The 22,613-nt window shown below is 70.2% G+C and carries 20 protein-coding genes; 11 read left to right on the top strand and 9 right to left on the bottom strand.

The window, feature by feature from the left end:
• The first annotated feature begins 20 nt into the window (after window positions 1–20).
• From Asera_RS13800 to Asera_RS13780, 5 genes are read left to right on the top strand one after another with little or no spacing between them, the layout of a single operon-like run.
• Window positions 21–341 carry a lycopene cyclase domain-containing protein gene (locus tag Asera_RS13800; protein ID WP_030449612.1) on the top strand — a complete coding sequence of 107 codons (321 nt, stop codon included), beginning with the start codon at window positions 21–23 and terminating at the stop codon, window positions 339–341.
• Window positions 331–690 (top strand): lycopene cyclase domain-containing protein, encoded by a 360-nt coding sequence (locus Asera_RS13795; RefSeq protein WP_051803032.1) that lies wholly within the window; start codon window positions 331–333, stop codon window positions 688–690. The genes Asera_RS13800 and Asera_RS13795 overlap by 11 nt, the downstream gene beginning before the upstream one ends.
• A complete protein-coding gene (locus tag Asera_RS13790; RefSeq protein WP_030449610.1) occupies window positions 687–1,337 on the top strand; it encodes a lysophospholipid acyltransferase family protein in 651 nt (216 codons plus the stop codon). Before Asera_RS13795 ends, Asera_RS13790 begins: the two co-directional genes overlap by 4 nt.
• Window positions 1,331–2,407, top strand: a complete 1,077-nt coding sequence (locus Asera_RS13785) for a glycosyltransferase family 2 protein (protein WP_030449609.1) — start codon at window positions 1,331–1,333, stop codon at window positions 2,405–2,407. Before Asera_RS13790 ends, Asera_RS13785 begins: the two co-directional genes overlap by 7 nt.
• Window positions 2,408–2,451: 44 nt before the next feature.
• Entirely contained in the window at window positions 2,452–3,612 is a 1,161-nt protein-coding gene (locus tag Asera_RS13780) for a cytochrome P450 (protein ID WP_051803031.1), read from the top strand.
• Here Asera_RS13780 and crtI read toward each other — a convergent pair.
• Window positions 3,593–5,083, bottom strand: a complete 1,491-nt coding sequence (gene crtI / locus Asera_RS13775; protein WP_035298667.1) for a phytoene desaturase family protein — start codon at window positions 5,081–5,083, stop codon at window positions 3,593–3,595. The two genes, Asera_RS13780 and crtI, sit on opposite strands and share 20 nt — an antisense overlap.
• A gap of 139 nt (window positions 5,084–5,222) precedes the next feature.
• Here crtI and Asera_RS13770 point away from each other — a divergent pair, with 139 nt between their 5' ends.
• Window positions 5,223–6,329, top strand: a complete 1,107-nt coding sequence (locus Asera_RS13770; RefSeq protein ID WP_051803030.1) for a polyprenyl synthetase family protein — start codon at window positions 5,223–5,225, stop codon at window positions 6,327–6,329.
• A 16-nt stretch (window positions 6,330–6,345) separates the two neighbouring features.
• Window positions 6,346–6,528, top strand: coding sequence for a DUF2867 domain-containing protein (locus Asera_RS13765; protein WP_030449605.1), 183 nt, complete (start codon window positions 6,346–6,348; stop codon window positions 6,526–6,528).
• Here Asera_RS13765 and Asera_RS13760 read toward each other — a convergent pair.
• The gene (locus Asera_RS13760) at window positions 6,500–8,071 is read right to left on the bottom strand and encodes an FAD-dependent oxidoreductase (protein WP_051803029.1); all 1,572 of its coding nucleotides are present in this window, start codon (window positions 8,069–8,071) and stop codon (window positions 6,500–6,502) included. The genes Asera_RS13765 and Asera_RS13760 overlap by 29 nt on opposite strands.
• 459 nt (window positions 8,072–8,530) lie before the next feature.
• Here Asera_RS13760 and Asera_RS13755 point away from each other — a divergent pair, with 459 nt between their 5' ends.
• Both Asera_RS13755 and Asera_RS13750 read left to right on the top strand, forming a co-directional pair.
• Window positions 8,531–9,955 (top strand): pyridoxal phosphate-dependent decarboxylase family protein, encoded by a 1,425-nt coding sequence (locus Asera_RS13755; RefSeq protein WP_244843867.1) that lies wholly within the window; start codon window positions 8,531–8,533, stop codon window positions 9,953–9,955.
• A 62-nt stretch (window positions 9,956–10,017) separates the two neighbouring features.
• Window positions 10,018–10,578, top strand: a complete 561-nt coding sequence (locus Asera_RS13750) for a TetR/AcrR family transcriptional regulator (protein WP_211255795.1) — start codon at window positions 10,018–10,020, stop codon at window positions 10,576–10,578.
• Between the two features lie 33 nt (window positions 10,579–10,611).
• On the opposite strand, the gene Asera_RS13745 is transcribed toward Asera_RS13750, so the two are convergent.
• A complete protein-coding gene (locus Asera_RS13745) occupies window positions 10,612–11,616 on the bottom strand; it encodes a substrate-binding domain-containing protein (protein ID WP_030449601.1) in 1,005 nt (334 codons plus the stop codon).
• Window positions 11,617–11,723: 107 nt separating this feature from the next.
• Here Asera_RS13745 and Asera_RS13740 point away from each other — a divergent pair, with 107 nt between their 5' ends.
• Window positions 11,724–12,587: a LysR family transcriptional regulator gene (locus Asera_RS13740; protein WP_030449600.1), complete on the top strand. Its 864-nt coding sequence runs from the start codon at window positions 11,724–11,726 to the stop codon at window positions 12,585–12,587.
• Window positions 12,588–12,791: 204 nt separating this feature from the next.
• Here the strand turns inward: Asera_RS13740 and Asera_RS13735 are convergent, their stop codons facing one another.
• The 3 genes from Asera_RS13735 to Asera_RS13725 all read right to left on the bottom strand — a co-directional run bounded on the left by Asera_RS13735 (window position 12,792) and on the right by Asera_RS13725 (window position 15,309).
• Window positions 12,792–13,991 carry a cysteine desulfurase-like protein gene (locus Asera_RS13735; RefSeq protein WP_030449599.1) on the bottom strand — a complete coding sequence of 400 codons (1,200 nt, stop codon included), beginning with the start codon at window positions 13,989–13,991 and terminating at the stop codon, window positions 12,792–12,794.
• A gap of 179 nt (window positions 13,992–14,170) precedes the next feature.
• Window positions 14,171–14,641 carry an MOSC domain-containing protein gene (locus Asera_RS13730; RefSeq protein ID WP_030449598.1) on the bottom strand — a complete coding sequence of 157 codons (471 nt, stop codon included), beginning with the start codon at window positions 14,639–14,641 and terminating at the stop codon, window positions 14,171–14,173.
• 263 nt (window positions 14,642–14,904) lie between these two features.
• Entirely contained in the window at window positions 14,905–15,309 is a 405-nt protein-coding gene (locus Asera_RS13725) for a YybH family protein (protein ID WP_030449597.1), read from the bottom strand.
• Between the two features lie 432 nt (window positions 15,310–15,741).
• Here Asera_RS13725 and Asera_RS13720 point away from each other — a divergent pair, with 432 nt between their 5' ends.
• Window positions 15,742–16,761, top strand: a complete 1,020-nt coding sequence (locus tag Asera_RS13720) for a helix-turn-helix transcriptional regulator (protein WP_030449596.1) — start codon at window positions 15,742–15,744, stop codon at window positions 16,759–16,761.
• Window positions 16,762–16,766: 5 nt separating this feature from the next.
• Here the strand turns inward: Asera_RS13720 and Asera_RS13715 are convergent, their stop codons facing one another.
• The 3 genes from Asera_RS13715 to Asera_RS13705 form a co-directional block, all read right to left on the bottom strand.
• Window positions 16,767–19,904, bottom strand: coding sequence for a carboxypeptidase regulatory-like domain-containing protein (locus tag Asera_RS13715; protein WP_211255793.1), 3,138 nt, complete (start codon window positions 19,902–19,904; stop codon window positions 16,767–16,769).
• Between the two features lie 275 nt (window positions 19,905–20,179).
• A complete protein-coding gene (locus Asera_RS13710) occupies window positions 20,180–20,596 on the bottom strand; it encodes a four-helix bundle copper-binding protein (protein WP_030449594.1) in 417 nt (138 codons plus the stop codon).
• A 61-nt stretch (window positions 20,597–20,657) separates the two neighbouring features.
• Window positions 20,658–22,550 carry a Na+/H+ antiporter NhaA gene (locus tag Asera_RS13705; RefSeq protein ID WP_030449593.1) on the bottom strand — a complete coding sequence of 631 codons (1,893 nt, stop codon included), beginning with the start codon at window positions 22,548–22,550 and terminating at the stop codon, window positions 20,658–20,660.
• Window positions 22,551–22,613 lie beyond the last annotated feature (63 nt).

The raw sequence follows: 22,613 nt of genomic DNA, 5'->3' as shown, positions 1-22,613 counted from the left end.
CGGCGAACCCGGGTGGCGACATGATGGCTGGCTGGCAGTACCTGGCGGTGCTGGCACTGTGTGTGGCGGCGACGCTGCCGTTGGAGTTCGTACTCGGAGCGCGGGTCTACCGGCGGCCGCGGCTGCTGTTGGCCACCCTGGCGCCGGTCGTCGTCGCGTTCGGCGCGTGGGACCTGTTCGGCTACCACCGCGGAGACTGGTGGTACAGCATCCGGCAGACCCTCGGGGTGCGGCTGCTGGGCATGCCGGTGGAGGAATGGCTGTTCTTCCTGGTCGTACCGGTGTGCGCGCTGCTGACCTTCGAGGTGCTCGGAAGGAGGCGCGGCCGTCGTGATCGGTGAGTACACCATCGGCGCGATCGTGGCGCCGCTGGTTGCGCTGGGCCTGAGTGTGCTGCTGCGGACCGGGCTGTTGGGTCAGGGCCGGTTCTGGCTGACGGTGGCGATCACGATGGCCTTCCAGATCCCGGTCGACGGCGCCCTGACCCGGCTGTCGGACCCGATCGTGTCGTACCGGCCCGGCGCCACCTGCGGGATCCGGTTCCCGTGGGACATCCCGATCGAGGACTTCGGGTTCGGGTTCGCGCTGGTCGTGTGCACCCTGTCGATCTGGGTCCGGCTGCGCCGGCGCTCCCCCACCGATACGGCCGACACGAAGCGCGAGGTCACCACCGCGGGGGCGCACCGATGATCGATGCCGTACTGCGCGCCACCATGGATCGGGTCCTGCGCCGAGGGCTCGGCGCGGTGTGGGTGCGCGGGACGCTGCCGCCCGGTCCGGTGGTGTGGGCTGCCAATCACCACAGCTGGTGGGATCCGTTCGTCGCGGCCGGCCTGTTGCGCCGGGCCGGCCGGCAGATGGTGGTGTTGATGGATCAGGCGAGCCTCACCCGCTACCGGTTCGCGCGCCACGTCGGCGGGTTCGGCACCGACGAGCTGCCACGCGGTACGGCTGCCCTGCGCGCCGGGCGGGTTCTGGTGATCTACCCCGAGGGCCGGTTGGTGGCTCCCGGGCCGCCCGCGCCGTTGGCCCGCGGCGCCGGTTGGTACGCGCTGCATGCGCCGGCGCGGTTGCTGGTGGCCGCGACACGGATCGCACTGCGGGGCGAACAGTGGCCGGCTGCCTACGTGAGCCTGTCCGAGGTGGCGCTCGATGGTGACGTGCACGCCGTGACCGGGGCGCTGTCGACGGCCCTGCGCCTCGAGTTGTCGAGCCTGGATGCCGCGCTCGCCGAGCACGACCCGCGTACGGCGCTGCCGGGGTTCCGGTGCGCCCTTGCAGGCCGGCGCAGCTGGGACCACCGGGTCGACGCGGCACGGCGGAGGCTGCCGTGGTGAGCCCGTTGGCCGGCGGGGCGCTGGCCTTCCACATCGTCAAGCTCACCGGGCTGGCCGTCAACACGGTGGCCTTCCCGGTGCTGTCCCCGGCCCGACGCGCCGGGACCGCGGGCGTCTCGCTGCTGGTCCCCGCACGCGACGAGGCGGCGCGGCTGCCCGAGACGCTGCCCGGCCTGCTGGCCCAGCCGGTCGAGGAAATCCTGGTGCTCGACGACGGATCCCGTGACAACACGAGCGATGTCGTTACCACCACCGCTTCCGGCGACCCGCGGCTGCGGCTGGTCGCCGGCCGCCCGGCGCCGGCCGGTTGGGTCGGGAAGAACTGGGCGTGCCAGCAGCTCGCCGACGCGGCACGCGGCGACCGGCTGGTGTTCTGCGACGCGGACGTCCACCTCGCGCCGGGCGCGGTCGCCGCTGTCGTCGGCGAAATGCATCGACAACGGACATCGGTGCTGTCGGTGTTTCCGCGCCAACGCACCGAAAGCCTCGGCGAGCGGCTGACCGTGCCATTGATCGACGAGGTACTGCTGTCGTTTCTGCCCTATCCGCTGCTGCGGCTGCCGGTCTCGGCGGCGGCCTGCGCGAACGGCCAGCTGATGGCCTTCGACCGGGCCGGCTACGACCGGATCGGCGGGCACGCCTCGGTGGCCGGCGAACTGGTCGAAGATCTCGCGCTGGCACGGCGGGTCCGACGCCTCGGGCTGCGGTTGGGGCTTGCGTTGGGCGGCGACGTGGTGCAGGCGCGGCTGTACCGGGGCTATGGCGAGGCGGTCGCCGGCTTCGCCAAGAGCCTGCGCGGCGCACACTTCGGCAGCCGCGCACTGCTGGTGGCGAACCTGGCCGGGCACGCGGTGGCCTACACGCTACCGTGGCTGCGCTGGTCATCCGGCCCGGCGTGGCGGGCCGCGGCACTCGCCGGCCTGGTCGAGCGTGCGCTGGTCAACGCCAAGACCGGCCGCCGCCAGTACGCCGAGGTCGCGCTGGTGCCCATCGTCGCGCCCGCGGTGGTACCCGCGGTACTCGCCGCGATGCGGCGGCGGGTGCGGTGGAAGGGACGCGACTACCCGTGAGTGCCGACATGCCCCCTGCCGTGCCTCCTGCCACGACTCTCCCCATGCCGCCCGCCGTGCCGCTGCTGGGCCATCTGTGGGACTGGACGGCGCACCCGTTGCGGCTGCTGTCGGCCGGCGCCGCCACCGGCCCGGTGTTCCAGCTGCAGCTGTGGCGCCGAGTGCTGGTCGGCTACCAGCCGGAGTGGAATCGGGCCGTGCTCGGCGACCTGGACACGTTCCGCAGCGTCGGCAGCCTCAGCGGGATGACACCGTACCTGGCCGCCGGGATCGTGCACACCGACGTGCCGGACCACCAGCCGCGCCGTCGCCAACTCAACCGTCGCTTCAGCGCGCGGTCCGTGGCGACACTGTCCGACCAACTGGCGGAGTTGGCGGTACAGCACCGGCCGCGCGAGACCGTCCAGGCTGCTTCGTGGGCGTCGACGATGGTGCGCCACATGCTCAACGCGGCGCTGTTCGGCTCCGCGCTGTCCGACCGGCTGCTGGCGCGGTTCCTCGCCCCGTTGGATCGTCGGCTGCCGGCGCCGATGCTGCCCCGGCCGCGTCTCTTCGCCCGCATCGACGCGGCGATCGCAGCGGTACTCGCCGAGCCACCGCCCGGCTGCGTCGCCGAGCATCTGGCCGGCGCCAACGACGCGGTCGAGCAGCTTCGTACCGCGTTGGCGGCCGGGTACGACACCACCGCGCACACGTTGGCCTGGGCGGCATGGCACCTGACCGGCGAGGCGGAGCGTCGATCGGCCGGCGAGGTGGATCCGCTGATCGACGAGGTGCTGCGGCTGTATCCCGCGGGCTGGATCGGCAGCCGCATCGCCGCCCACGACACCGACTGCGCCGGGGTGGCCGTCCCGGCCAGCACCATGGTGCTGTACTCCCCGTACCTGACCCATCGTGACCCGTCGCTGTGGCCCGACCCGACCACGTTTCGCCCGGCCCGCTTCACCGACGGCCGCCCGAGCTGGTCGTACCTGCCGTTCGCGGCAGGGCCACGCACGTGCCTGGGCGCACACCTGGCCCGGCTGATGCTGCGCAGTGCGTTGGCACCGCTGTGTACCCCGGTGTTTCGACAAGGCGCCGGCGATCCGACGCCGCGCCCCGGGCTGACCTTGCGGCCCGGCAGCCAGCTGCTCATCGAGGTCGATCCTGTGCGGCTGCCACGGCCCCGTGGCGCGGCCGGCCCGATCAGCGTTGGTCTCCGGTGATGCGTTCGGCGGCCAGCCGTGCGCTGAGCAGTACCATCGGCACGCCGACGCCGGGCTGGGTGCCGGATCCCACGAACACGACGTTGTCCAGTCCGGGGGCGAGGTTGCCCGGCCGCAGCGGGCCGGTCTGGCTGAACAGGTGCGCGGCAGCGAACGGGGTGCCCGCGGCCATCCCGGCCCGCGCCCAGTCGGCCGGCGTGACCAGGTGCCGTACCGTGATCGCCGAGTTCAGCCCGCGGTAGCCACGCTGCTCCAGGGTCCGCAGCAGCTCGTCGGCGTAGTGCTCGCCGATGCTCGCCCAGTCGATGCCGGCGGTCAGGTTCGGTACCGGGGCGAGCACATAGTAGGTGTGCGCGCCCGATGGAGCGAGGCTCGAATCGGTCGCGGTCGGGTTGCACACCAGGATGGACGGGTCGCTCATCAGCCGGCCGGCATCGATGATCTGCCGGAAGGTGCGCCGCCAGGCCGTACCGAAGTGGATGTTGTGGTGCGCGATCCGGCCGTAGCCGGCGGTCGCGCCCACGTGCAGCACCACGCACGACGGCGAGTAGCGCAACGCTCGACGCAGCGGCCGGTGCAGCAGATCCCGGTAGACGACCGGAAGGTCGGGGTTGAGGACCACGACGTCGGCGGCGATGCGCTCGCCGTCGGCAGTGTGCACAGATCGCGCCCGCGACCCGTCGAGCTCCACCTCGGTGACCGTGCGGCCGTAGCGGATGTCGACGCCGTGTTTGGCCGCCACCCGGGCAAGCGCGACGGGTACGGCGTGGATGCCGCCACGGGGGAACCAGACGCCGGCCACCGTGTCCAGGTAGCTGATCACGCTGTACAGGGCCAGTGCCCGATCCGGCGCGACCCCGGCGTACAAGGACTGGAACGAGAAGATCCGGCGGGTGCGCGGGTCGTGGAAGAAGCTGGCGATCTTCGGTCCCAGCCGGCGAAACCCGCCTGCGGCGACCAGCCGGGCAAGATCGCGGCCGAGCAGATCCATCGGCGAGTCGAAGTTGCGGTCGATGAACGAGTTCCATTCGATCTCGTACATGCCGCGGGCGTAGTCGGCGAAGTGCAGGAAGCTGTCTGCTTCCTTCGGCCCGCACACGCGGGCGATCTCGGCTGCCGTGCCGGCCGTGGTCGAGCGAATGTCGAGGGTCGATCCGTCCGGAAAGTGCGCCCGGTAGCTGGGGTCCAGCCGGACCAGATCCAGCCAGTCGGCACGGTTCTCCCCGACGGTGGCGAGCGTGTCGTCGAGAAGATCCGGCATCGTCAGCACCGTGGGACCGGTGTCGAAGCCGAACTCGCCGTCGGTGAGCCGGCCAGCTCGGCCGCCGGGAACCTCTTCGCGCTCCAGCACGGTGACCTGACGGCCAGCGGCGGCCAATCGGATGGCGCAGGCCAATCCGCCCAGACCGGCCCCGACGATCACGACCCGATCGGTTGCTCCGATCACCGTACGCACGGCGAACACCTCCATCAGGAGCCTGCGTCGGCGATCACCGTAGCGTACGATCGTGGTGTGCGTCGATTTGTGCACCGATATTTTCCAGCCGTTGCCCGAGGAGTCTCAGCGGTGACGAGCAGTCCGTACATGCCGAACTCCAAGGTGAACCGAGATGTCGCCTCACGCGCAGAGTGCGCACCCAACCGAACTCGCCGAACCGGCAGGCCTGGATGGCGATCTGTCGCCCGGCGCCGACCAGACCTTCGTCGCCCAGCAGGTGATGCCCGCCGTCGCCGAGCTGTTGACCGACGAGCATCTGCGATGGAAGGAAAACGACGCACCCTGGTCGGACCCGGTGGATGCGTTGCAGGAATTCGCCGGTGGCGGCAAGGGGCTACGGCCCCGCTTCTGCTTCTGGGGTCATGCGGCCGTGTCCCGCGAAGGCACCGACGACCTGGTCGTGCGGGCAGCAGCGGCATTGGAGATGCTGCACGCCTTCGCGCTGATCCACGATGACCTGATGGACGCCTCATCGATGCGGCGCGGACGGCCCGCACTGCAGCGCGTGTTGACCGACATACACCGGCAGCAGGGCTGGGCCGGCAACCCGAGGCGCTACGGCGGGGCCACCGCGATGCTCACCGGCGACCTCGCATTCGGGCTTGCCTGCCGGCTCGCCGCCGAGCTCCCGGTCGCGACCCGGCCGGTGTGGAACCAGCTGATCACCACCCTGACCGCTGGCCAGTTCCTGGATCTCAACGGCGCCGCGCGCAGCGATCGTTCCATCGACACAGCACGTACGGTCGCCGGGCTCAAGTCCGGCCACTACACGGTCACCGGGCCCATGGCATTGGGAGCGGCGACAGCCGGTCATGACCTGCCGCCGCGGCTGGTGCGCTACGCGGACCTGGTCGGCGAGGCGTTCCAGCTGCGCGACGATCTGCTGGGCGTGTTCGGCGACGATGCGCGGATCGGCAAGCCGGTCGGTGACGATCTGCGTGAGGGTAAGCCGACACTGCTGCTTGCCCATGCTCAGGCAACGGCCACGCCCGACCAGCTGCGGATGCTTGACCTGGTCGGCCGTCCCGATCTCACCGCCGCCGACATCGAGATACTGACCCGGATTCTGGACGCCTGCGGCGCCCGAAACCTGGTCGAACGACAGATCGACACCAACCTTCGGCACGCCGAGGAGCTGCTCGACGGGCAGCCCCTTGCAGACGAGGTCCGCGACGGACTGCACCGGCTCGCCACCAGCGCGGCCCAGCGCACCGTCTAGACAACGATCGGGGCCGATGATCAGTGCACGTCACGACGCCGGCGTCGACACCCTGGTCCTGGAGTCCGACGATCGAGTCGGCATTCGCCCCCACGGCTTCGCCGGGCGCGCCTACTGGAAGCTGATCAGCCCGTTCCACGACGTGGTGTTCGGTGGCATGGCCGCCAACATCACCGGCGCAGCCGAACGCGAGAGCTGAGCAGCCCACGAGTAGGCACCGACCAGATCGGCTCCACCGGGTGGCCGTAGGAGGTGAGGATCTGGTTGGCGGCCCGGATCCCGGTCAGCGCGGCGCGCTCCATCAGCGCCGCCGGCACCGGCAGCCTGACCCAGTCGCCGGCCAGTTCCAGACCGGCCAGTGCGGTCCTGGTGCCCGGCCGCTCCCACCAGCGTCCCACGGGGAAACCGGCGGCGTCATTGCCTTTCTGACAACGGCGGTCCACCACCGACAAGGCGGCCACCTCCGGCCACAGTTCGGTGAGCTCGGCCAGCATCTTGTCGGCGACCTGCTCGGCGTCGGCGTCGCGGGTGCAGGCATAGGCGTGCAGTTCCAGCACCGCACCACCGGTGCGTTCGTGCCAGTCTCGAGCGTGTGGCTCGAACCGGTGGTACAGCGTCACCGAGTCCAGCTCCCGGGCGTCTCCGATGCTGGTGAACTGAGCGCGAAGGGCGTCGACGTCACCGGACAGCCAGTACCGGGCGACCGCGTACGGAGGGCCGACGAACGGATCGGTGGCCGCTGCGCGCAGCCGCGGGTCGCGCTCGGTGACCTGCGGGGACGCGGCGAGAATCGCGCCGGCCGAACGGGCATCGGTGGCCAGTACGACACGGTCGACCTCGGTGCTGTCGTCGCCGGAGTGCACGCGCCACCTGAGGGCATCGGTGGGCTCGAGACGGGTAACCGGGCGCCCCAGGCCGAACTCGACCTGGTGGCGTTGCGCGTACTGCTGCAGCGGAGCCCAGATCGCGGTCTGGTAGTCGGCGTGCGGAGCGTCCATGCCCAACCCCTCGGGGTTGGCCAGGAAGTAGAAGTGGAACTGCTCCACCAAATCGGCGGCCGACATGCTCTCGGCGTCGTTGAAAAACGAGTGGGCGAACACGTTGAACAGCATGGCGCGAGAGCGATCCGGCAGCCGAAGCTCGGTGAGGAACTCCTGTGCGCTCAGCTGATCCAGGCGCCGCGGGGTACCGGAGCTGCTGTAGGTCAGCAGTTCGCGGGCCAGATCCTGGTTGGCATGGCGCAGCTCGCCCAGGCGCAGGCTCGGCGAGCGGGCCACCAGCGCGGCGATACTGACCGGCGGCGTGGGCGGCAACGCGTCGAACTGCTCGTCGGGCCAGCGAGCAGACACCACCGGATAGCTGCCCAACGGCCGCAGCAGATCACCGGCCAGGTCGATGCGCGACAGGACGGCGCGCCAGTTGTAATACTGTCGGAAGAATCCGTGGAACCCATGATCGACCAGCTGTGTGGTCCCGTCCTGTAGGACGTACGGGACGGCGCTGAGGCGGCCACCGAGCTGCGGCGCCTTCTCCCAGACGGTGACCGGGAATCCGTGTTCGGCCAGCACCACGCCGGCCGACATACCCGCTATGCCGCCGCCGATCACCAATACCGATCCGACCGGGCCGCCTCGACGGCGCGATCCGGACGGGTGAATCTGCAGTCGACGATGCACGCCGAACACGCGCCCGACGGCACGGGAGAAGCCGGCGAGTGCGGCGGAACTGCACGACTGCGGCACGCAGTCTCCTCCGATCGGCGTACTGACTGGCCTGATAGCTTACGCTGGACGTGCATCGATTTTCGCGTCGGTCCCTCCTAGTCAGGAGATGGCCCCTCTCATTCGGAGGGAGAAACCATGAGCGCGAGAACCGAGAGCACCACCGGCCGGCCGGTCGGTTGCGCGGCGGTCGCGGCGAGCTGCGCGAAGTGGGCGCCGCAGCAGCGGTCGGCGTGATCGGACCGTCGTCGCGTTCGTCGCTGGCAGCTCGCGACCCGCGGTGACCGGCGCAGCGAGGCGGATTACCGCGGTAGCCGGCTGCGGGTACGGCCCCTCGCGGGGCGACTCGGGTGCACCGGGTGGCAAACATTGACACCACAGTGATCACGACTTATTTTCTACAGTTATAGAAAAACGGTCGCTCGATCCACCGAGACATGGCACGGCGGCCGTGAGCGCGAATCGGCAGGGAGCAATCACGTGGCGACGTCATCGCATACCGCATCTCGGCTGCTACACAGCGGCCCGGCCGGCGCGGCGGAGTTGGGCGAGCAACTGCGCGCCGCGGTCGCGGACATGGCCGGTTGGATGCAGGAGTACGGCGAGTTCAGCCCACACCCGTCGATGGACGTCGAACTGACGGCGTTGGAGCAGGCCACCGAGCAGCTGCGGGTTCGCTTGCGGGAGAACTATCCGTTCTTCCATCCCCGCTACATCGGGCAGATGCTGAAGCCGCCCCACCCGGCAGCGGTGATCGGCTACGTCACCGCGATGCTGATCAATCCGAACAACCATGCCCTGGACGGCGGCCCGGCGACGGCGCGGATGGAGAAGGAGGTGGTGTCCCAGCTGGCGGAGATGTTCGGCTTCGGTGCCCACCTGGGACATCTGACCAGCAGCGGCACCATCGCCAACCTCGAGGCACTGTTCGTCGCCCGGCAGACCCACCCCGGCAAGGTCGTGGCCTACAGCGCCGATGCCCACTACACCCACGCCCGAATGTGCCACTTGTTGGGAGTGGACGGCCACGCGGTGCCCACCGTCGCGGACGGCACGATGGACCTCCAGGCCCTGGCGGACCTGCTGCGCACAGGCACCGTGGGTACGGTGGTGGCCACCGCGGGCACCACCGGGCTGGGCGCGGTCGATGCGGTCCACGACATCGTCACGCTGTGCCGGACCTACGGCGCACGGGTACACGTCGACGCCGCCTACGGCGGATTCTTCCGCCTGATCGCCGACGACAGCCCGGATGGTGTGGCCGCTGCCCCGTTCGCTGCCATCGCCGAATGCGACTCGGTGGTCATCGACCCGCACAAGCACGGCCTGCAGCCCTATGGCTGCGGCGCGGTGCTGTTCGCAGACCCCGGTGTGGCGCGGCACTACCTGCACGACTCGCCGTACACCTACTTCACCTCTGACGAGCTGCACCTGGGTGAGATATCGCTGGAGTGCTCACGCGGCGGCGCGGCAGCCGCCGCGCTGTGGTTGACGCTGCGGCTGCTGCCGCCGACTTCCGACGGGCTGGGCGCGGTACTGCGTCCCGGCCGACGCGCCGCGCTGGCCTGGGCGCACCGCATAGCGGCCAGCGACCACCTGAGCCTGTACCAGCGGCCGCAGCTGGACATCCTCACCTACTACCCCACGCGCGACCGGCTGTCGGAGATCGACCGTGCCAGCAGCGACCTCATGGCCCGGGGCATGCAGCTGCCCGCTGCGCAGTCGCTGTACCTCGCCACCTTCACCGTCGACGCCGCAGCCCTGGCCACACGCGGACATCAGGTGGTCGCCGACGTACCACGTGGTCGTATCCTGCGCAGCGTGCTGATGAAACCCGAAATCGAGCAGCACGTTCCGTCGCTGCACCAGCAGGTCCTCGACCTGATCGCCGACGGCCAGCGGTAGCAACAGGACGCATTGCAAGGAGAGCAGCCGTGCCAAGGGTTGTCGACCACGACCAACGCCGGGTGGAGATCATCGCGGCCGCGTGCCGCACCATAGCGCGTACCGGATGGGACTCGGCCACCATGGCGGTCATCGCCGCCGAGGCCGGCTACGCCAACGGCGCGCTCAAGCCGTACTTCTCAACCAAGGACGACCTGCTCGCCGCCGCGTTCGACCACGTCTACGCCCAGACAGGCCGCCGAATGGCCGCCGCCACCATCGGGAAGCACGGCCTCGCGGCCCTGCGCGCCTACTGTCGCGAGATCCTGCCGCTAAACGACACCACCCGCGATGAGGCCCGCATCCTCGTGCCGTTCTGGCACAAGGGCCTCACCACTGCCCACCTCGCCGCGCGGCACGAGCACGCCATCCGCGAATTCCGCACCCAACTCCAACACCACCTCACCGAAGCCCGCGACGCCGGACAGGTACGCACCCCGATCCCCGACCACGACATAGTCGGCCACCTGATCACCGCTTTGCTCGGGGCACAGATCACCGCCACGCTCATGCCCCACCTGGAAACCGCCCACACCCTCACCGCACAACTCGACAGCTTCCTGAACCTGCTCACCCACCCGTGAACCGCAAAGGGCGAGTGGTCGGCGGAAGTGGGCTCAGGTGTCGAGCAGGTCGCCGGCGACGATGTCCTCGACCGTCCAGCGGCGAGCCGAGAGGCCCTGCTCGTGGTGGTAGCGCAGGAAGGTGTCCAGCGCGGTCCAGTTCGCGGACACGCCGTAGGGCCACCAGTCCTCGCCGAACAGCCGGTCGTTCTCCTCCATCAGCGCGTTCGCCCAGGGCAGCATCACCGGTGACTGGTAGAGGCGGCGGAACTTGCGGTAGCGCTCGGCGCCGGCTTCCTTGGCGTCGTGGAACGCGGTGTAGATCGCCCGCGCGAGCCCGGGGTGGGTCTCCAGCAGTTCGCGTCTGGCCACGACCACGTGGCTCATCGGGAAGTTCCCGGTCCGGCGGTAGTAGTCGCGCTCGACCGGTTCGTAGTCCGGGAACAGCCGGGTGACGTTGGGTGAGCCGTCCAGGAACGGCTGCGGGACGTTCGAGGTGAACAGCGCGTCGATCTCGCCGCGGTCGAGCATGTCGGCGAGGGTGCGATCCGGTGGCGCGAAACCGATCCCGACGTTGCCCGGGTGCGGATGCGTGGTGAACTCGAACCCTTGCGGTAGCGGCGTTTCGAGCCCGCCGATCACCCAGCGGTTGCGTTCGGGTCGGAATCCGTACTCGTCGGCGAGAATGCCCTTGATCCAGACGCCGGAGTCCTGGCCGTAGACGCCGAACTCGCCGATCGTCTTGCCGACGAGATCGGCCGGGCCGTTGATCCCGCTCCGGGTGTTGACGAACACCGACGAGTGTCGGAAAACCCGGGCGGGAAACGCCGGGATGGCCACCAACGGTACGCCCTGGTCCAGCGCCCGCAGGAAGAACGTCAGCCCCAACTCCGACACGTCCACGGCCTGACCGCGCAGAATCCCCTCGAAGACCTCGATCATGATCGGGGCGGTCGACATCGTCGTGCGGCGCACGCCCTCCACCGTCACCGACCCGTCGAACAGCGCCTCGGTGTGGTCGTACCGGAAGCTCCCGATACGCAGCTCCAGCTCGTTCACGTCGGACTCCCTCCGTCGCTGGTTGCGGTTCCGATCCTCGCGGCGGGCACTCGTGCTCGGCCAACACCGACGCGGTTGGCGCGATACCCGATCGGTACCGTGAGGCGATGGAGCTGCGCGGGCTGCGGTACTTCGTCGCCGTCGCCGAGGAACGCCACCTCGGGCGCGCCGCCGCACGGCTGCGCATGACCCAACCGCCGCTGAGCCGCGCCATGCACCGGCTCGAGGCCGAGTTTGGCACGACCCTGTTGGACCGCACTCCCGGTGGTGTGGAGCCGACCGAGGCCGGGCGGATCCTCTATGACGGCGCCCGAGTACTGCTGGAGCACGCCGACCAGCTCGTGGCACGGGTGCGCTCGATCTCCGGACGCGCCACACTGACCGTCGGGTCGCTGGCCGACACCGCCGAACTCGTGGGCGGCCGGATCGTCCCGGCCTTCCGGCAAGTCCACCCGACCGTGTCGGTGCGCGTTCACGAAGCCGACCTGCGAGACCCCAGTGCCGGGCTACGAAGCGGGCTGGCCGATGTCGCGCTCACGCGGTCGCCGTTCGACGACACCGGGCTGCGCAGCCACGTCCTGCACGCCGAACCGGTCGGGCTCGTCGTCCGTGACGACGACCCGCTAGCCGGGCAGCAGGCGGTGCGGTTGGCCGACCTGCCCGATCGACGATGGGTGCGGCTGCCTCCGGACACCGACCGGGTGTGGAGCGCCTACTGGACCCCAGCGACTCCCGGCGAGCACGAGCCGCCGGTACGCACCATTCAGGAGTGCCTGCAGGCGGTTCTGTGGAACGGCATGTCGGCGCTCGCCCCACTGGATCAGCTGACACCCGCCGGGCTTGTCACCATCCCGGTGACCGACCGGCCACCGAGCAGGCTCGTCCTCGCCTGGCCGGCCACCAGTCCCTCCCCACTGGTCAGCTCGTTCGTGCGAATCGCAGCCGAGGCCTACCACCGCAAGGACACCTGACCCGGCCCAAAGCAGACCGCCGCATGGGCCAGCCTCGAAGCCGGCAGACCAGCCGGCCCCCAACGAGGACCGGGAGCCCTGCGGCAGGTATTGCTCCATGCCTCGTCCGAAGCGTTCCTGTCGTCGATCAGTGTCTGCCCCGCGCAGCCGACGATCATGCGAGGCCCGACCGCGAACGCCGGCGCCGCGCAGCGTGAACACGCGTCAGAGGAAGGACGACAGCCCGTCGAGGAGCCTGTCCACGTCCTCGGCGGTGTTGTACGGGGCCAGGCCCGCTCGCAGGGCCGGGTCCGGCAGCTTCAGCGCGGTGAACGGCTCGTACGCGTAGAACGACCCGGCGGGGGCCAGCACATCCCGGGCCGCCAGGTGTAGCTGGGCCGCACGTGCGTCGCGCCCCGCGAAGGACATCAGCAGCGTCGGGGTCCGGTCCGCCGCCGTCGAGTACAGCGTGACGGCGTCATCGAGCCCGCGCAGCCCTTCCTCCAGCCTGGTACGCAGCGCCTGCTCGTGCTCGTGCAGGGCGGCCAGCGAGTGCGCGAGCCGCTCCCGGCGGGTGACCCCGGTACCGGGGTCGAGGGTGGCGAGAAAGTCCACGGCAGCGGTGGCGCCCGCCAGGATCTCGTAGGGCAGCGTGCCGAACTCGAAGCGTTCCGGTACCGCGTCGGAGGACGGCAGCAGCTTGTCCGGGTGCAGCGAGTCGAGCAGCTCGGGCGTCCCGGCGAGTACCCCGCAGTGCGGCCCGAGGAACTTGTACGGCGAGCACACGAACAGGTCGGCGCCGAGCGCGGGCACATCCACCAGCTCGTGCGCGGCGTAGTGGACCCCGTCTACGTACACCAGGGCACCGGCCTCGTGCGCCCGGTCGGCGATCCGGCGCACCGGCGGCTTCGTGCCCAGCACGTTCGACGCGGCGGTGAGTGCGACGAGCCGGGTGCGGGGAGACAGGGCCCGCTCGTACGACTCGAGGTCGAGATCCATGGTCCCGGCGTCGATCTCGATCCAGCGGACCGTCACCCCGGCGCGCTGCGCCGCCTGGATCCAAGGCCGGACGTTGCTGTCGTGATCCAGGCGGCTGACGACGATCTCGTCGCCCGCGCTCCAGCCCTTGGCCAGATGCCGGGAGAAGTCGTACGTGAGTTGCGTGGCGCTGCGCCCGTGGACGACGCTGTGCGCGGGCACGTTCAGCAGGTCGGCATACGCGGCCCGGAAGTCGGTCACCGCGCGTCCGGCGTTGCGCTCGGACGGGCTGACGGTACCGCGGTTGGACAGGGGGCCCGCCAGCGTCGCGGCGATGGCGTCGGCGACGACACGCGGAGTCTGGGTACCACCGGGGCCGTCGAAGAAGGCGAGGCCGGTGTCGAGGGACGGGAAGTGGGCGCGGAGAGCGGTCAGGTCGATCGTCATGGCCTCGGCTTTCGGGCAAGGTACGTGGTCGTGGGTCGGCGGCGACGCCGCCGTTCTGCCGATTCTGGCGTCGACACCCGTACCCTTCCTACCCGCCCCGGGTGAGAGCTACGTCGGTGGCTGGGCTTGACATCGACCACTACCCCACCGCGTAGGGCACGGCCGTTCCGGGCGCGCCGTCAGTGCACCGTGAACGTGACCGGACCGACCCGCAGTCGCCCGTCGGTCAGCGGGCTCGTACGGACTCCGCCGTGGCGGCGCAGCGCCTTGCGCGTGCCGGGTCCGATGGTGACGTCCATCCATGCACAGGGGTTGGCCGGGCGGCGCACCGCGAAGGCCACCGGGCCGAACCCGGAGTCGATCGTCAGGGTGCGCCCGATCATGTCGTCCACGTCGATCCCGCGGACCAGGATGTTGCGCCGCGTCTGGGACAGGTCCACTCCGTCGGGCAGTACCTCCGCGGCCATGATCGTGACGGCGGCATCCCGGTGTGCGGGGCGGGCGAAGTAGCGGTCACCGACGATGCCGAGACCGGCCCGGATCTCGACCTCGTCGACGATCTCGTGCTCCGGGGCCGTCGCCGGGCCATCGCTCGGCCGACCCTCGTAGCGGTGGACGGGCGACGCGAGCAACTGGACGATCTCAGGCATGGCTCAGTCTTACAGGCTGTACCCGTCGCCATCCCTACCGGTGACCCGAGACGGCGCACGCCACGCTGCTCTCGACTGTCGAGCCACGAGGTGCGACGCCGAGTTTCGGTGTCACTGGGCGGAGGTGAGCGGTTGTGCCTGGGCCGACAACCGACGCACCCTCGAACGCCGACGGCGTCGTCGGCGGCGACACCTGATCCGCAGCAGCAGCCCGCAGGAGGTTGCACCCTGTTTGTCCACCGTAGATGATCAGTGTCCGGGTTTCAGGCGGACTGTCGTACCGCGGTGCCGAGGTTGTTGTCGATGATGTAGCGCCAGATTCCGTCGGTGCCGCGGCGGAGGATGTCGCTCGCGGAACCGCCGAGGTGCACCGGTTCACCGTCGGGTCCCGTCCCGTCGATGGACCAGTCGAGCACCATCTGAGCAATGTCGTCGCCGACGAACACGTGGCGTGCGGTGGCCTTCATCGGAATACCGAGACTCATGACGCGTTCGAGGTCGGCGGCGATCTCTGTGTGGTCGGTGACGGTTCGTCCGTCCGGGGCGATGGCCACGGCCTCCGGTTCGTACAGGGCCATCACGGCGTCAACGTCGCCCGCGTTGAAACGTTCCAGTAGTGGTGCGACCATGGCGGCGGCTTCCGTGGGCAGCGGGTGGCTGTAAGACATCGGGTTCTCCCGTTCAGCTTGGTGGCAACGCGATGGCCGTCCGCGTCGCCATGTCTGTGTCGCGACGCCGCGGCGTCTTACCCCTTGACATGCAACGGCTCCGTCGGTCGCCCGCGTGGCGCGGTTCCCGCCCCGAGCCGCCGTAGTGGTGGTAGCCCCACATCTCTCAGAGCCTCGACTCGTCATGTCCGGGGCGGTTCAGAGTGCCAGACTCGCAAGGTCGCCATGACGGCATGGCCGTCACGGCCGCGCGGTGTCGACGACTCCGCGAACGCGGCCGCGCCGCATGACCGGCTGCGCCACTACCGGCCGGACGGCGACCTGCGGTAGCTATAGAGCATCCAGCCAGCTCGGCTGCCCGCTGGGTGCCATGAGCCGAGCAGAGCCGACGGCTTCACGGCGCGGCTGGATTAGGGCAGCATGACCGGAGTGATGTATGAGTTGGTCGGTATGGCCCCCGACGAGGGCGCGATGTATCGCCTGTTGCTCCGCACGGCCGCGGCCGATCCGGCCGAGCTCGCCGACCAGCTCAGGATCCCGGCGGCAGACGTCGTCACGCAGCTGCATGCAATGGAGCGCAAAGGGCTGGTGACCCGCGTGGTGTCCACACAGGACCGGTTTCGCGCGGTGCGGCCGGAGCTGGCGTTCGCGCCGGAGCTGGCGCAGCGTCGTTCGCAGCTGGAGACGGTGGAGAGCATCATCAGCCGACTGGGTGAGGAGCACCGCAGCCACCACGCCAGCCGTGGCGCGGACGAGCTGATCGAGGTCGTGTACGGACGAGACGCGGTGGCGCACCGCTTCGCGCAACTGCAGCTGGGCGCCGAGCGAGAAGTGCTGGGGCTGCTGCGGGAGCCGATCCAGGCGGTGCCGCCGAGCGACACGGCGGCGAGCCAGGCGGCGCTGGACTCCGGCGTCGAGTACCGGACCGTCTACGATCTGGCGCTGCTCGACGTGCCGGGCGACCCGTACGAGATCGCATCGAGCCTGCGACGCGGCGAGGACGCCCGGGCGGCGATCGGGGTACCGGTCAAGATGGTGATGGTCGACCGGGAGGTGGCGATCGTTCCGCTGGAGGTGCCCGCGCGCGCGGAGGCGTCGGCGATCGTGGTGCACTCCAGCGGGCTGCTGGATGCGCTTGCCGCGCTGTTTCAGCGGATCTGGGCGACGGCCACCCCGCTGTCGGTGGCCGGCGACGGGTCGGTACAGGCGTACCGGACCGCCGCCGCCCCCTCGCCAGCGGACCGGCAGCTGCTGAACCTGCTGGTGGCCGGGTTGACCGACCAGGCGATCGCCACCCAGCTCGGCACCTCGATGCGGACGGTGCAGCGTCGGGTGCGTGATCTTTCCGAGTTCACCGGCGTACGCACCCGGCTGCAGCTGGTGTGGCAGGCGACGCTGCGTGGCTGGCTGATGCCGCCGGGCCCGCCCGAGCGATCGGGCGAACCCGGCTGAGCCAGCTACTTCACCTGCATCGACACCCTGACCGGAGTGCTGGGGTACGGCGTGTCCGACCGGATCAGCAACAGTGCCGAGAAGTCACCGGGCTGCGACACCGCCGGCTGTTTCGCGGTGAGCCGCACGGCGACGCGTATCTTCTCGCCCGGCGCCAGGGTCACGTGATCGCGACCTTCGGTCAGCCAGCCGACGTCCGCGTCATCGCCCTGGTCGTAGCCGGGCAGCACCTGCACGGTGGCGGACGGCCCCTGGCCGAGGGCCGGCTGGCCGCCGATGCGGTAGAACCCGAGCGTCGATCCACCGCGGTTGCCCGGCGCAAGCGCCGTCGCCAGTCCCGTCCAGGTATCCGTGGACGGATCGTAGGCGAAGCCCTGCCCGGTCGTGGACGAGGCGCCGGCGGTGATGCCGCCGGAGATCAGCAGCCGGCCGTTCGCGGCGGTGTAGCCCGATCCGGACAACGGGATCGGCAGGTCGGCGATGCGCGACCAGCTGTTGCTGCCCGGGTCGTACACGTAGGCGTGCTGGAGCTGGGCGCGCGAGGTGGTGCCGCCGGCGCAGTACAGGTCGCCGTCGATCGCGCCGCACGCCTGGTAGGCCACCTGCTCCGGGTAGGGAGCCGCGGACGCCCAGGTGTCGCTCGCCGGGTCGTAGACCTGTACGTCGGTGACCGCGCAGGTCAGTACGCAGCCGCCGACCAGGTAGAGCTTGCCGTCGAGCACGGCGTGCCCAGCGTTCGCGTACGGCTTGGGGTTGGGCGCTCCGGTCGTCCACCGGTCGGTCGCCGGGTCGTAGATCTCGGTGACCGGATCATCCTGGTCGCGGACGTCCCAGCCGCCGGTGACGATGAACTTGCCGTCGATGAACGCACCGGCCGCACCTTCCCGCGGCGCCGAGGCACTGGCCCGTTGCGTCCAGCCATCGTCGCCCGGGGTGTAGGAGTACATGTCCGCGGTCTGGCTGTGGCCGTTCCATCCGAACACCGAGTAGACGGTGCCGGCGTGGTAGCCGGCGGTGTTGTCCTCGATCGGGGTGGGGAAATCGGGGATCGACTTCCATTGTGTCGCAGGCTGTTGACCGTCGCGCTCGCCGAACCGGAACGTGGCCGGCCGGCTACCGGTGTTCTGCACCGTGACGGCGGCCGTAGCCTGCTTGCCGGCCTGGACGTTCCGGCTGATCGAACCCGGCGTGACCTGCAACCGGCCGGCCTTCAGCGTGAAGCCGGCGCGGGTGACCCGGTCGGCGGTGATCGTCACCGTCGTCGACTGCGCGGCGTACCGGGTTCGGCCTGCCGTGAACGCCTGATGCGTGCCCGGGGCGGCGAACAGCCAGTAGCTGCCGGTGCTTCCGGTCGATGTACCGGCGGCGCCGTCCGGTCCGGTGACCGTCGCTCCCGGCACGCCGGCGCCGGTGTTGGCGTCGGTGACCGTGCCAACGAGCAATCCACCGCGGACCGGCGCGCAGGTGCCGTCGGCTTTCGCATATCCAGGGGCGGTGCACGATGCGGTGTCGACGTCGAGGGTGAACCGGGTCGTACGGTCGGCGTCGCCCACCGCGATCTCGGCGCTGGCCGGCTGGTAGCCGGGATAGTCCGCGGTGACGTGCAGCTGGTAGCTCTTGCCGGCAGGCAGGTCGAGGGCGAACCCGCCGGTGGACGGGTCGGTGGCGGCGGGCCCGCCCGGCACGCCGTCCACCGTGACCTGTGCGGCGAGCGGGTAGCCGTGCCCGGATCCGTCGGTGACGGTGCCGGTCAGCCGCGCGGTGGGCAGCTTGCGCAGCCGTACCTTCTCGCGGACGGTGCCACCGTCGGTGACGGCGATGCCGCTGATCGTGCGCTTCGCGTAGCCGTAAGCGGCGACGGTGAGGTCGTAGTTGCCCGGCGGTACGGACAGCGCGTAGCTGCCGTCGCCGTCGGTGGTGACCGTGTCGTCCCCGACCTGGACGGTGGCGCCGGCGATCGCCCGGCTGCCGTGCGCGTCGGTGACGGTACCGGTGATGACGCCGTGCGGGCCGGACCGGAACGCGGCAATCCCTCGGGGCGTGCCGAGACCGGTGGGGCCGTCGTAACCGGGCCCCGCCGTACACAGGTAGCTGGGGGTACAGCTGCCGTTGCTGCCTTCGGTGACGTCGTTGAGGGCCGACGGATCCTGGTACGGGTACGAGTTGGGATAGCTGCCCGGGGCCGGCGACGCGGCATCGGCGTACACGCCGGCGATGATCGGCGCGGCGGCGCTGGTTCCGCCGTAGACGCCCCAGCCCTGCCCGCCGTAGGTCTGGTACACCGCGACGCCGGTTCGTGGGTCGGAGACTGCGGACACATCGGCCACGGTGCGCTGCGCGCAACCGGTGTCGGTCTGGAACGAGGGCTTGTCCTCGTAGCGTGAGCATCCCGAACCGGGGCCACCGGTGTTGGACCAGACCGACTCGGACCAGCCGCGCTGGCTGGAGTCTCGGGTCAGGGAGGTCCCGCCCACCGCCGTCACGTACGGCGACGCCGCCGGGTACTGCACGCCGTAGAAAGCGTCTCCGCTGCTGGCGACGACCGCCACACCGGGATGCTGGTAGTACAGCGCGTCCTCGCTCGTCTCGGCCGGCGACTCGCTCCCGCCGTACGAGTTCGACACGTACTTGGCGCCCAACGCCACCGCCGTGTCGACCGCGGAGCCGAGCGAATCGTAGTAGGCGTCGTCGGCCTCCACCAGCACGATCTTCGCCGCCGGTGCGATCGCCGAGACCATGTCCAGATCCAGCGAGATCTCTCCGGCCCAGCCGGGATCCGCGGCGGGGAAGTCGGCACCACCGCGCTGGTCGACCTTGCGGAAGCAGCCGTTGTCCGTCGTGCACGGGGGCAGGGCGAACTGCTGGCGGTAGAGCGCAAGGTCGGACTCGGCAGTGGGGTCGTCATAGGCATCGACGATGGCGATCGTCTGACCGGCACCACCGTCGGCCGGGATCTGGTAGGCGCTGCGCAGGTCCGTCGGGCCGTACCCCACCGGCGCCGCTCCGGTGCTCAGCAGCAGGCCGTGGACGCCGGAAACGTCGGTACGTCGCTGCGACAGGCACGCCGCCTGGCCCTTGCCGGGCTTGCCGCAGAGCTGCTTCGCCGCGGGCTTGCCAATCTTGACCTGCTTCGCAGTCGCCACCGGCGGACCCACCGACGGTGGCGTTGCCGGTGCGGCGCCTGCGGCCGCCGGCCAGGCCAGCGCCAGTGCCAGCGCGGCCACCGCAAGGCCGGCGCGCCGCCGGTGTCTTGTTCTCCTGGGCATCGGAAACCCTCCTGTTCCGGGGGCTTGCTGGCGGATCGGGGATCAGCCGCCAGCGGCGAATGGTTCCGCCGCGCTAAAGACCACCGCACCGCCCGCCGCCGGGCAAGATCGAGCCGGTGGCGGGCGTGCGACATGTCGAGTGGGCGCCACCGCTATCCGACCTTCGGAAGTGCCGCCAGAAGCTGCCGGCACGCCTGCTCGCATCGCCGGCACACCTCGGCGCAGATTCGGCAGTGCTCGTGGTGGGCGGCGTGTCGCTCGCACTCCACGGCGCAGGCGACGCACGAGGCAAGGCAGGCTTCCACCAGGGTTCGAGTGACGGTCAGGTCGGTGTCCGTACGACGCGACAGGACGGCCGCGCACGCGGCGCACGTATCGGCACAGTCGAGGTCGGTCCGGATGCACTTGACCATCGAGGCGATGTCGGCCTCCGCCGTGCAGGCATCGGCGCACGAGGTGCAGGCCTGGAAGCAGGCGAGGCACTCCTCGATGCACGTGGCCAGCGCACTGTCGAAGTCGGCCCCGGGGCCCGGGTGGGCGGCGATCATCTTTCCGACAACCAGTGTCATGACGAAACCTGTCCGTTCTGTTGGATGGAACTGGGCCAAGTAACCAGTACGGTAGGGCCATTCAGCCTGCGGATGTTTGCGATGCCATCATCACCGCGCGTTCGTGGGCGGACCTGATCGCCTCGACAAGCTCCCCCGGGTCGTAGACGCCGTAGTGGCGCTGGCCGTCGACGAAGAAGGTCGGCGTACCGGCGACCCCGCTGAGATCGGCGGACTCGATGTCCTGGGCAATGCGCGCCCAGTGCACATGGTGGTTCAGGTCATCGGCGAACCTCGCTCGGTCCAGGCCGAGCTCGTCGGCGTAGTCGAGCAGGTCGGTCATCCGCAGCCGGTCGCGCCGAGCCAACAGCAGGTCGTGCATCGGCCAGAAGGCGCCCTGTGCCGCGGCCGCCTCGGCGGCCTCGGCGGCGAGCTGCGCATGCGGGTGCACGTCGGACAGCGGCAAATGCCGCCACACGAACCGGACATCGGTGCGTTGCAAGGCTTCGCGCATGGCCGGCTCCGCCTGCCCACAGTACGGGCACTCGAAGTCGCCGTACTCGACGACGGTGACGACCGCGTCCGGTGATCCGCGGACGTGATCCCGGTTGACGTCCACGTGGACCGCGAGGTCCGCGATGTGGCCGGCGTCGCCGAGCAGCGCGGCGGTTCTGCGTTCTCGCGGTAGCAACCCCACGATGCGGAACACGGTCCAGGTCAGCAGCGAGGACACGACGGTGGCGGACAGCACGCCGAGCTTCGCCTCGACGAGCAGCGTGCCGCTGAACGCCAGCGTGGCGATCAGCAGCGACACGGTGAATCCGACACCGGCGATCGTTCCGCTGCCCAGGATCGCCGCCCAGCCGACCGCCGGTCGGATTCGACCTCCGGTGAGCCAGGAGATCAGCCAGGTGGCCCCGGCGACGCCGACCGGCTTACCCACCACGTAGCCGATGAGGATGCCGAGCGTCACCGGTGCGGTGAAGGCGTGGGCGAGCACGTTGCCGTGCAGCTGGATACCGGCGTTCGCGAGAACGAACAGCGGCACGATGACGCAGCTGGCCAGTGGATGGAAAACGCGTTGTAGTCGGTCGTTGGGCGACAGGGTGGCGGCCACGCTCGTGCTGACCGTCCTGGCTAGTTCCGCCATGGGCTGCTCCCGGAACAGCCGGAACACTCCCGTGGCCCGTTCAAGGTCCCGACGCGTCGGCGGGTACGCCCAGGCCAGCAGGCCGATCCCCAAGCCACTGACCACCGGGTCGACACCACTTCTCAACAGCGCGGCCCACATTGCGGCGCCAAGCAGCACGTACAGCACCGGCAGGTCGATCCGAAGCAGCAGCAGACCGATGAAGGCCGCGAATGCCGCCGCCGCCACGAGCAGCGGCAGCACGCTGATGCCTTGGCTGTACGCGGCGACGATCACCACCAGCGCGACAAGGTCGTCGACGACGAACACCGTGAGCAGGAACGCGCGTAGCTGGCTCGGCAGCCCGCGGCCCACGACCGCGAACAGCCCCAGCGCCAGCGCGGTGTCGGTGGACATCGCCACGCCCCAGCCGTGCGCGCCGGCGCGTCCAGCGTTGGCGGCCAGGTAGATCGCTACCGGCAGCGCCATCCCGGACACGCCGGCCACCAGTGGCAGCAGGAACCGGCGCCGATCACGTAACTCGCCCAGGTCGGCCTCGCGTCGAGCTTCGAGACCCACCACGAGGAAGAACAGCGTCATCAGGCCGCTGTTCAACCACGTCCGCAAATCCAGCGCCTCACCGACGTTGCCGAACCGGACCGACAGCTCGGTGTGCCAGACCGCCTCGTAGGACGCGTTGCCCAGGTTCGCCCACGCCAGCGCGGCGACGATCGCCGCGACGAGGATTCCGGCGCTCACCGACTCGGTGTGCAGGAACGCGCGCAGCGGCGGGGTGAGCTGTCTGGACCATCGCGTCCGTCGGGGGCGGGTAGCCGATGCGGTCATCACACCTCGTTGACGTCGACGGTGCCGGCGGACCCGCGGTTCGGGCTTCGCTGGGCGACCGTA

Source organism: Actinocatenispora sera, from assembly GCF_018324685.1.
GTDB lineage: Bacteria > Actinomycetota > Actinomycetes > Mycobacteriales > Micromonosporaceae > Actinocatenispora > Actinocatenispora sera.
This window is presented reverse-complemented; position numbering and strand designations above follow the sequence as displayed.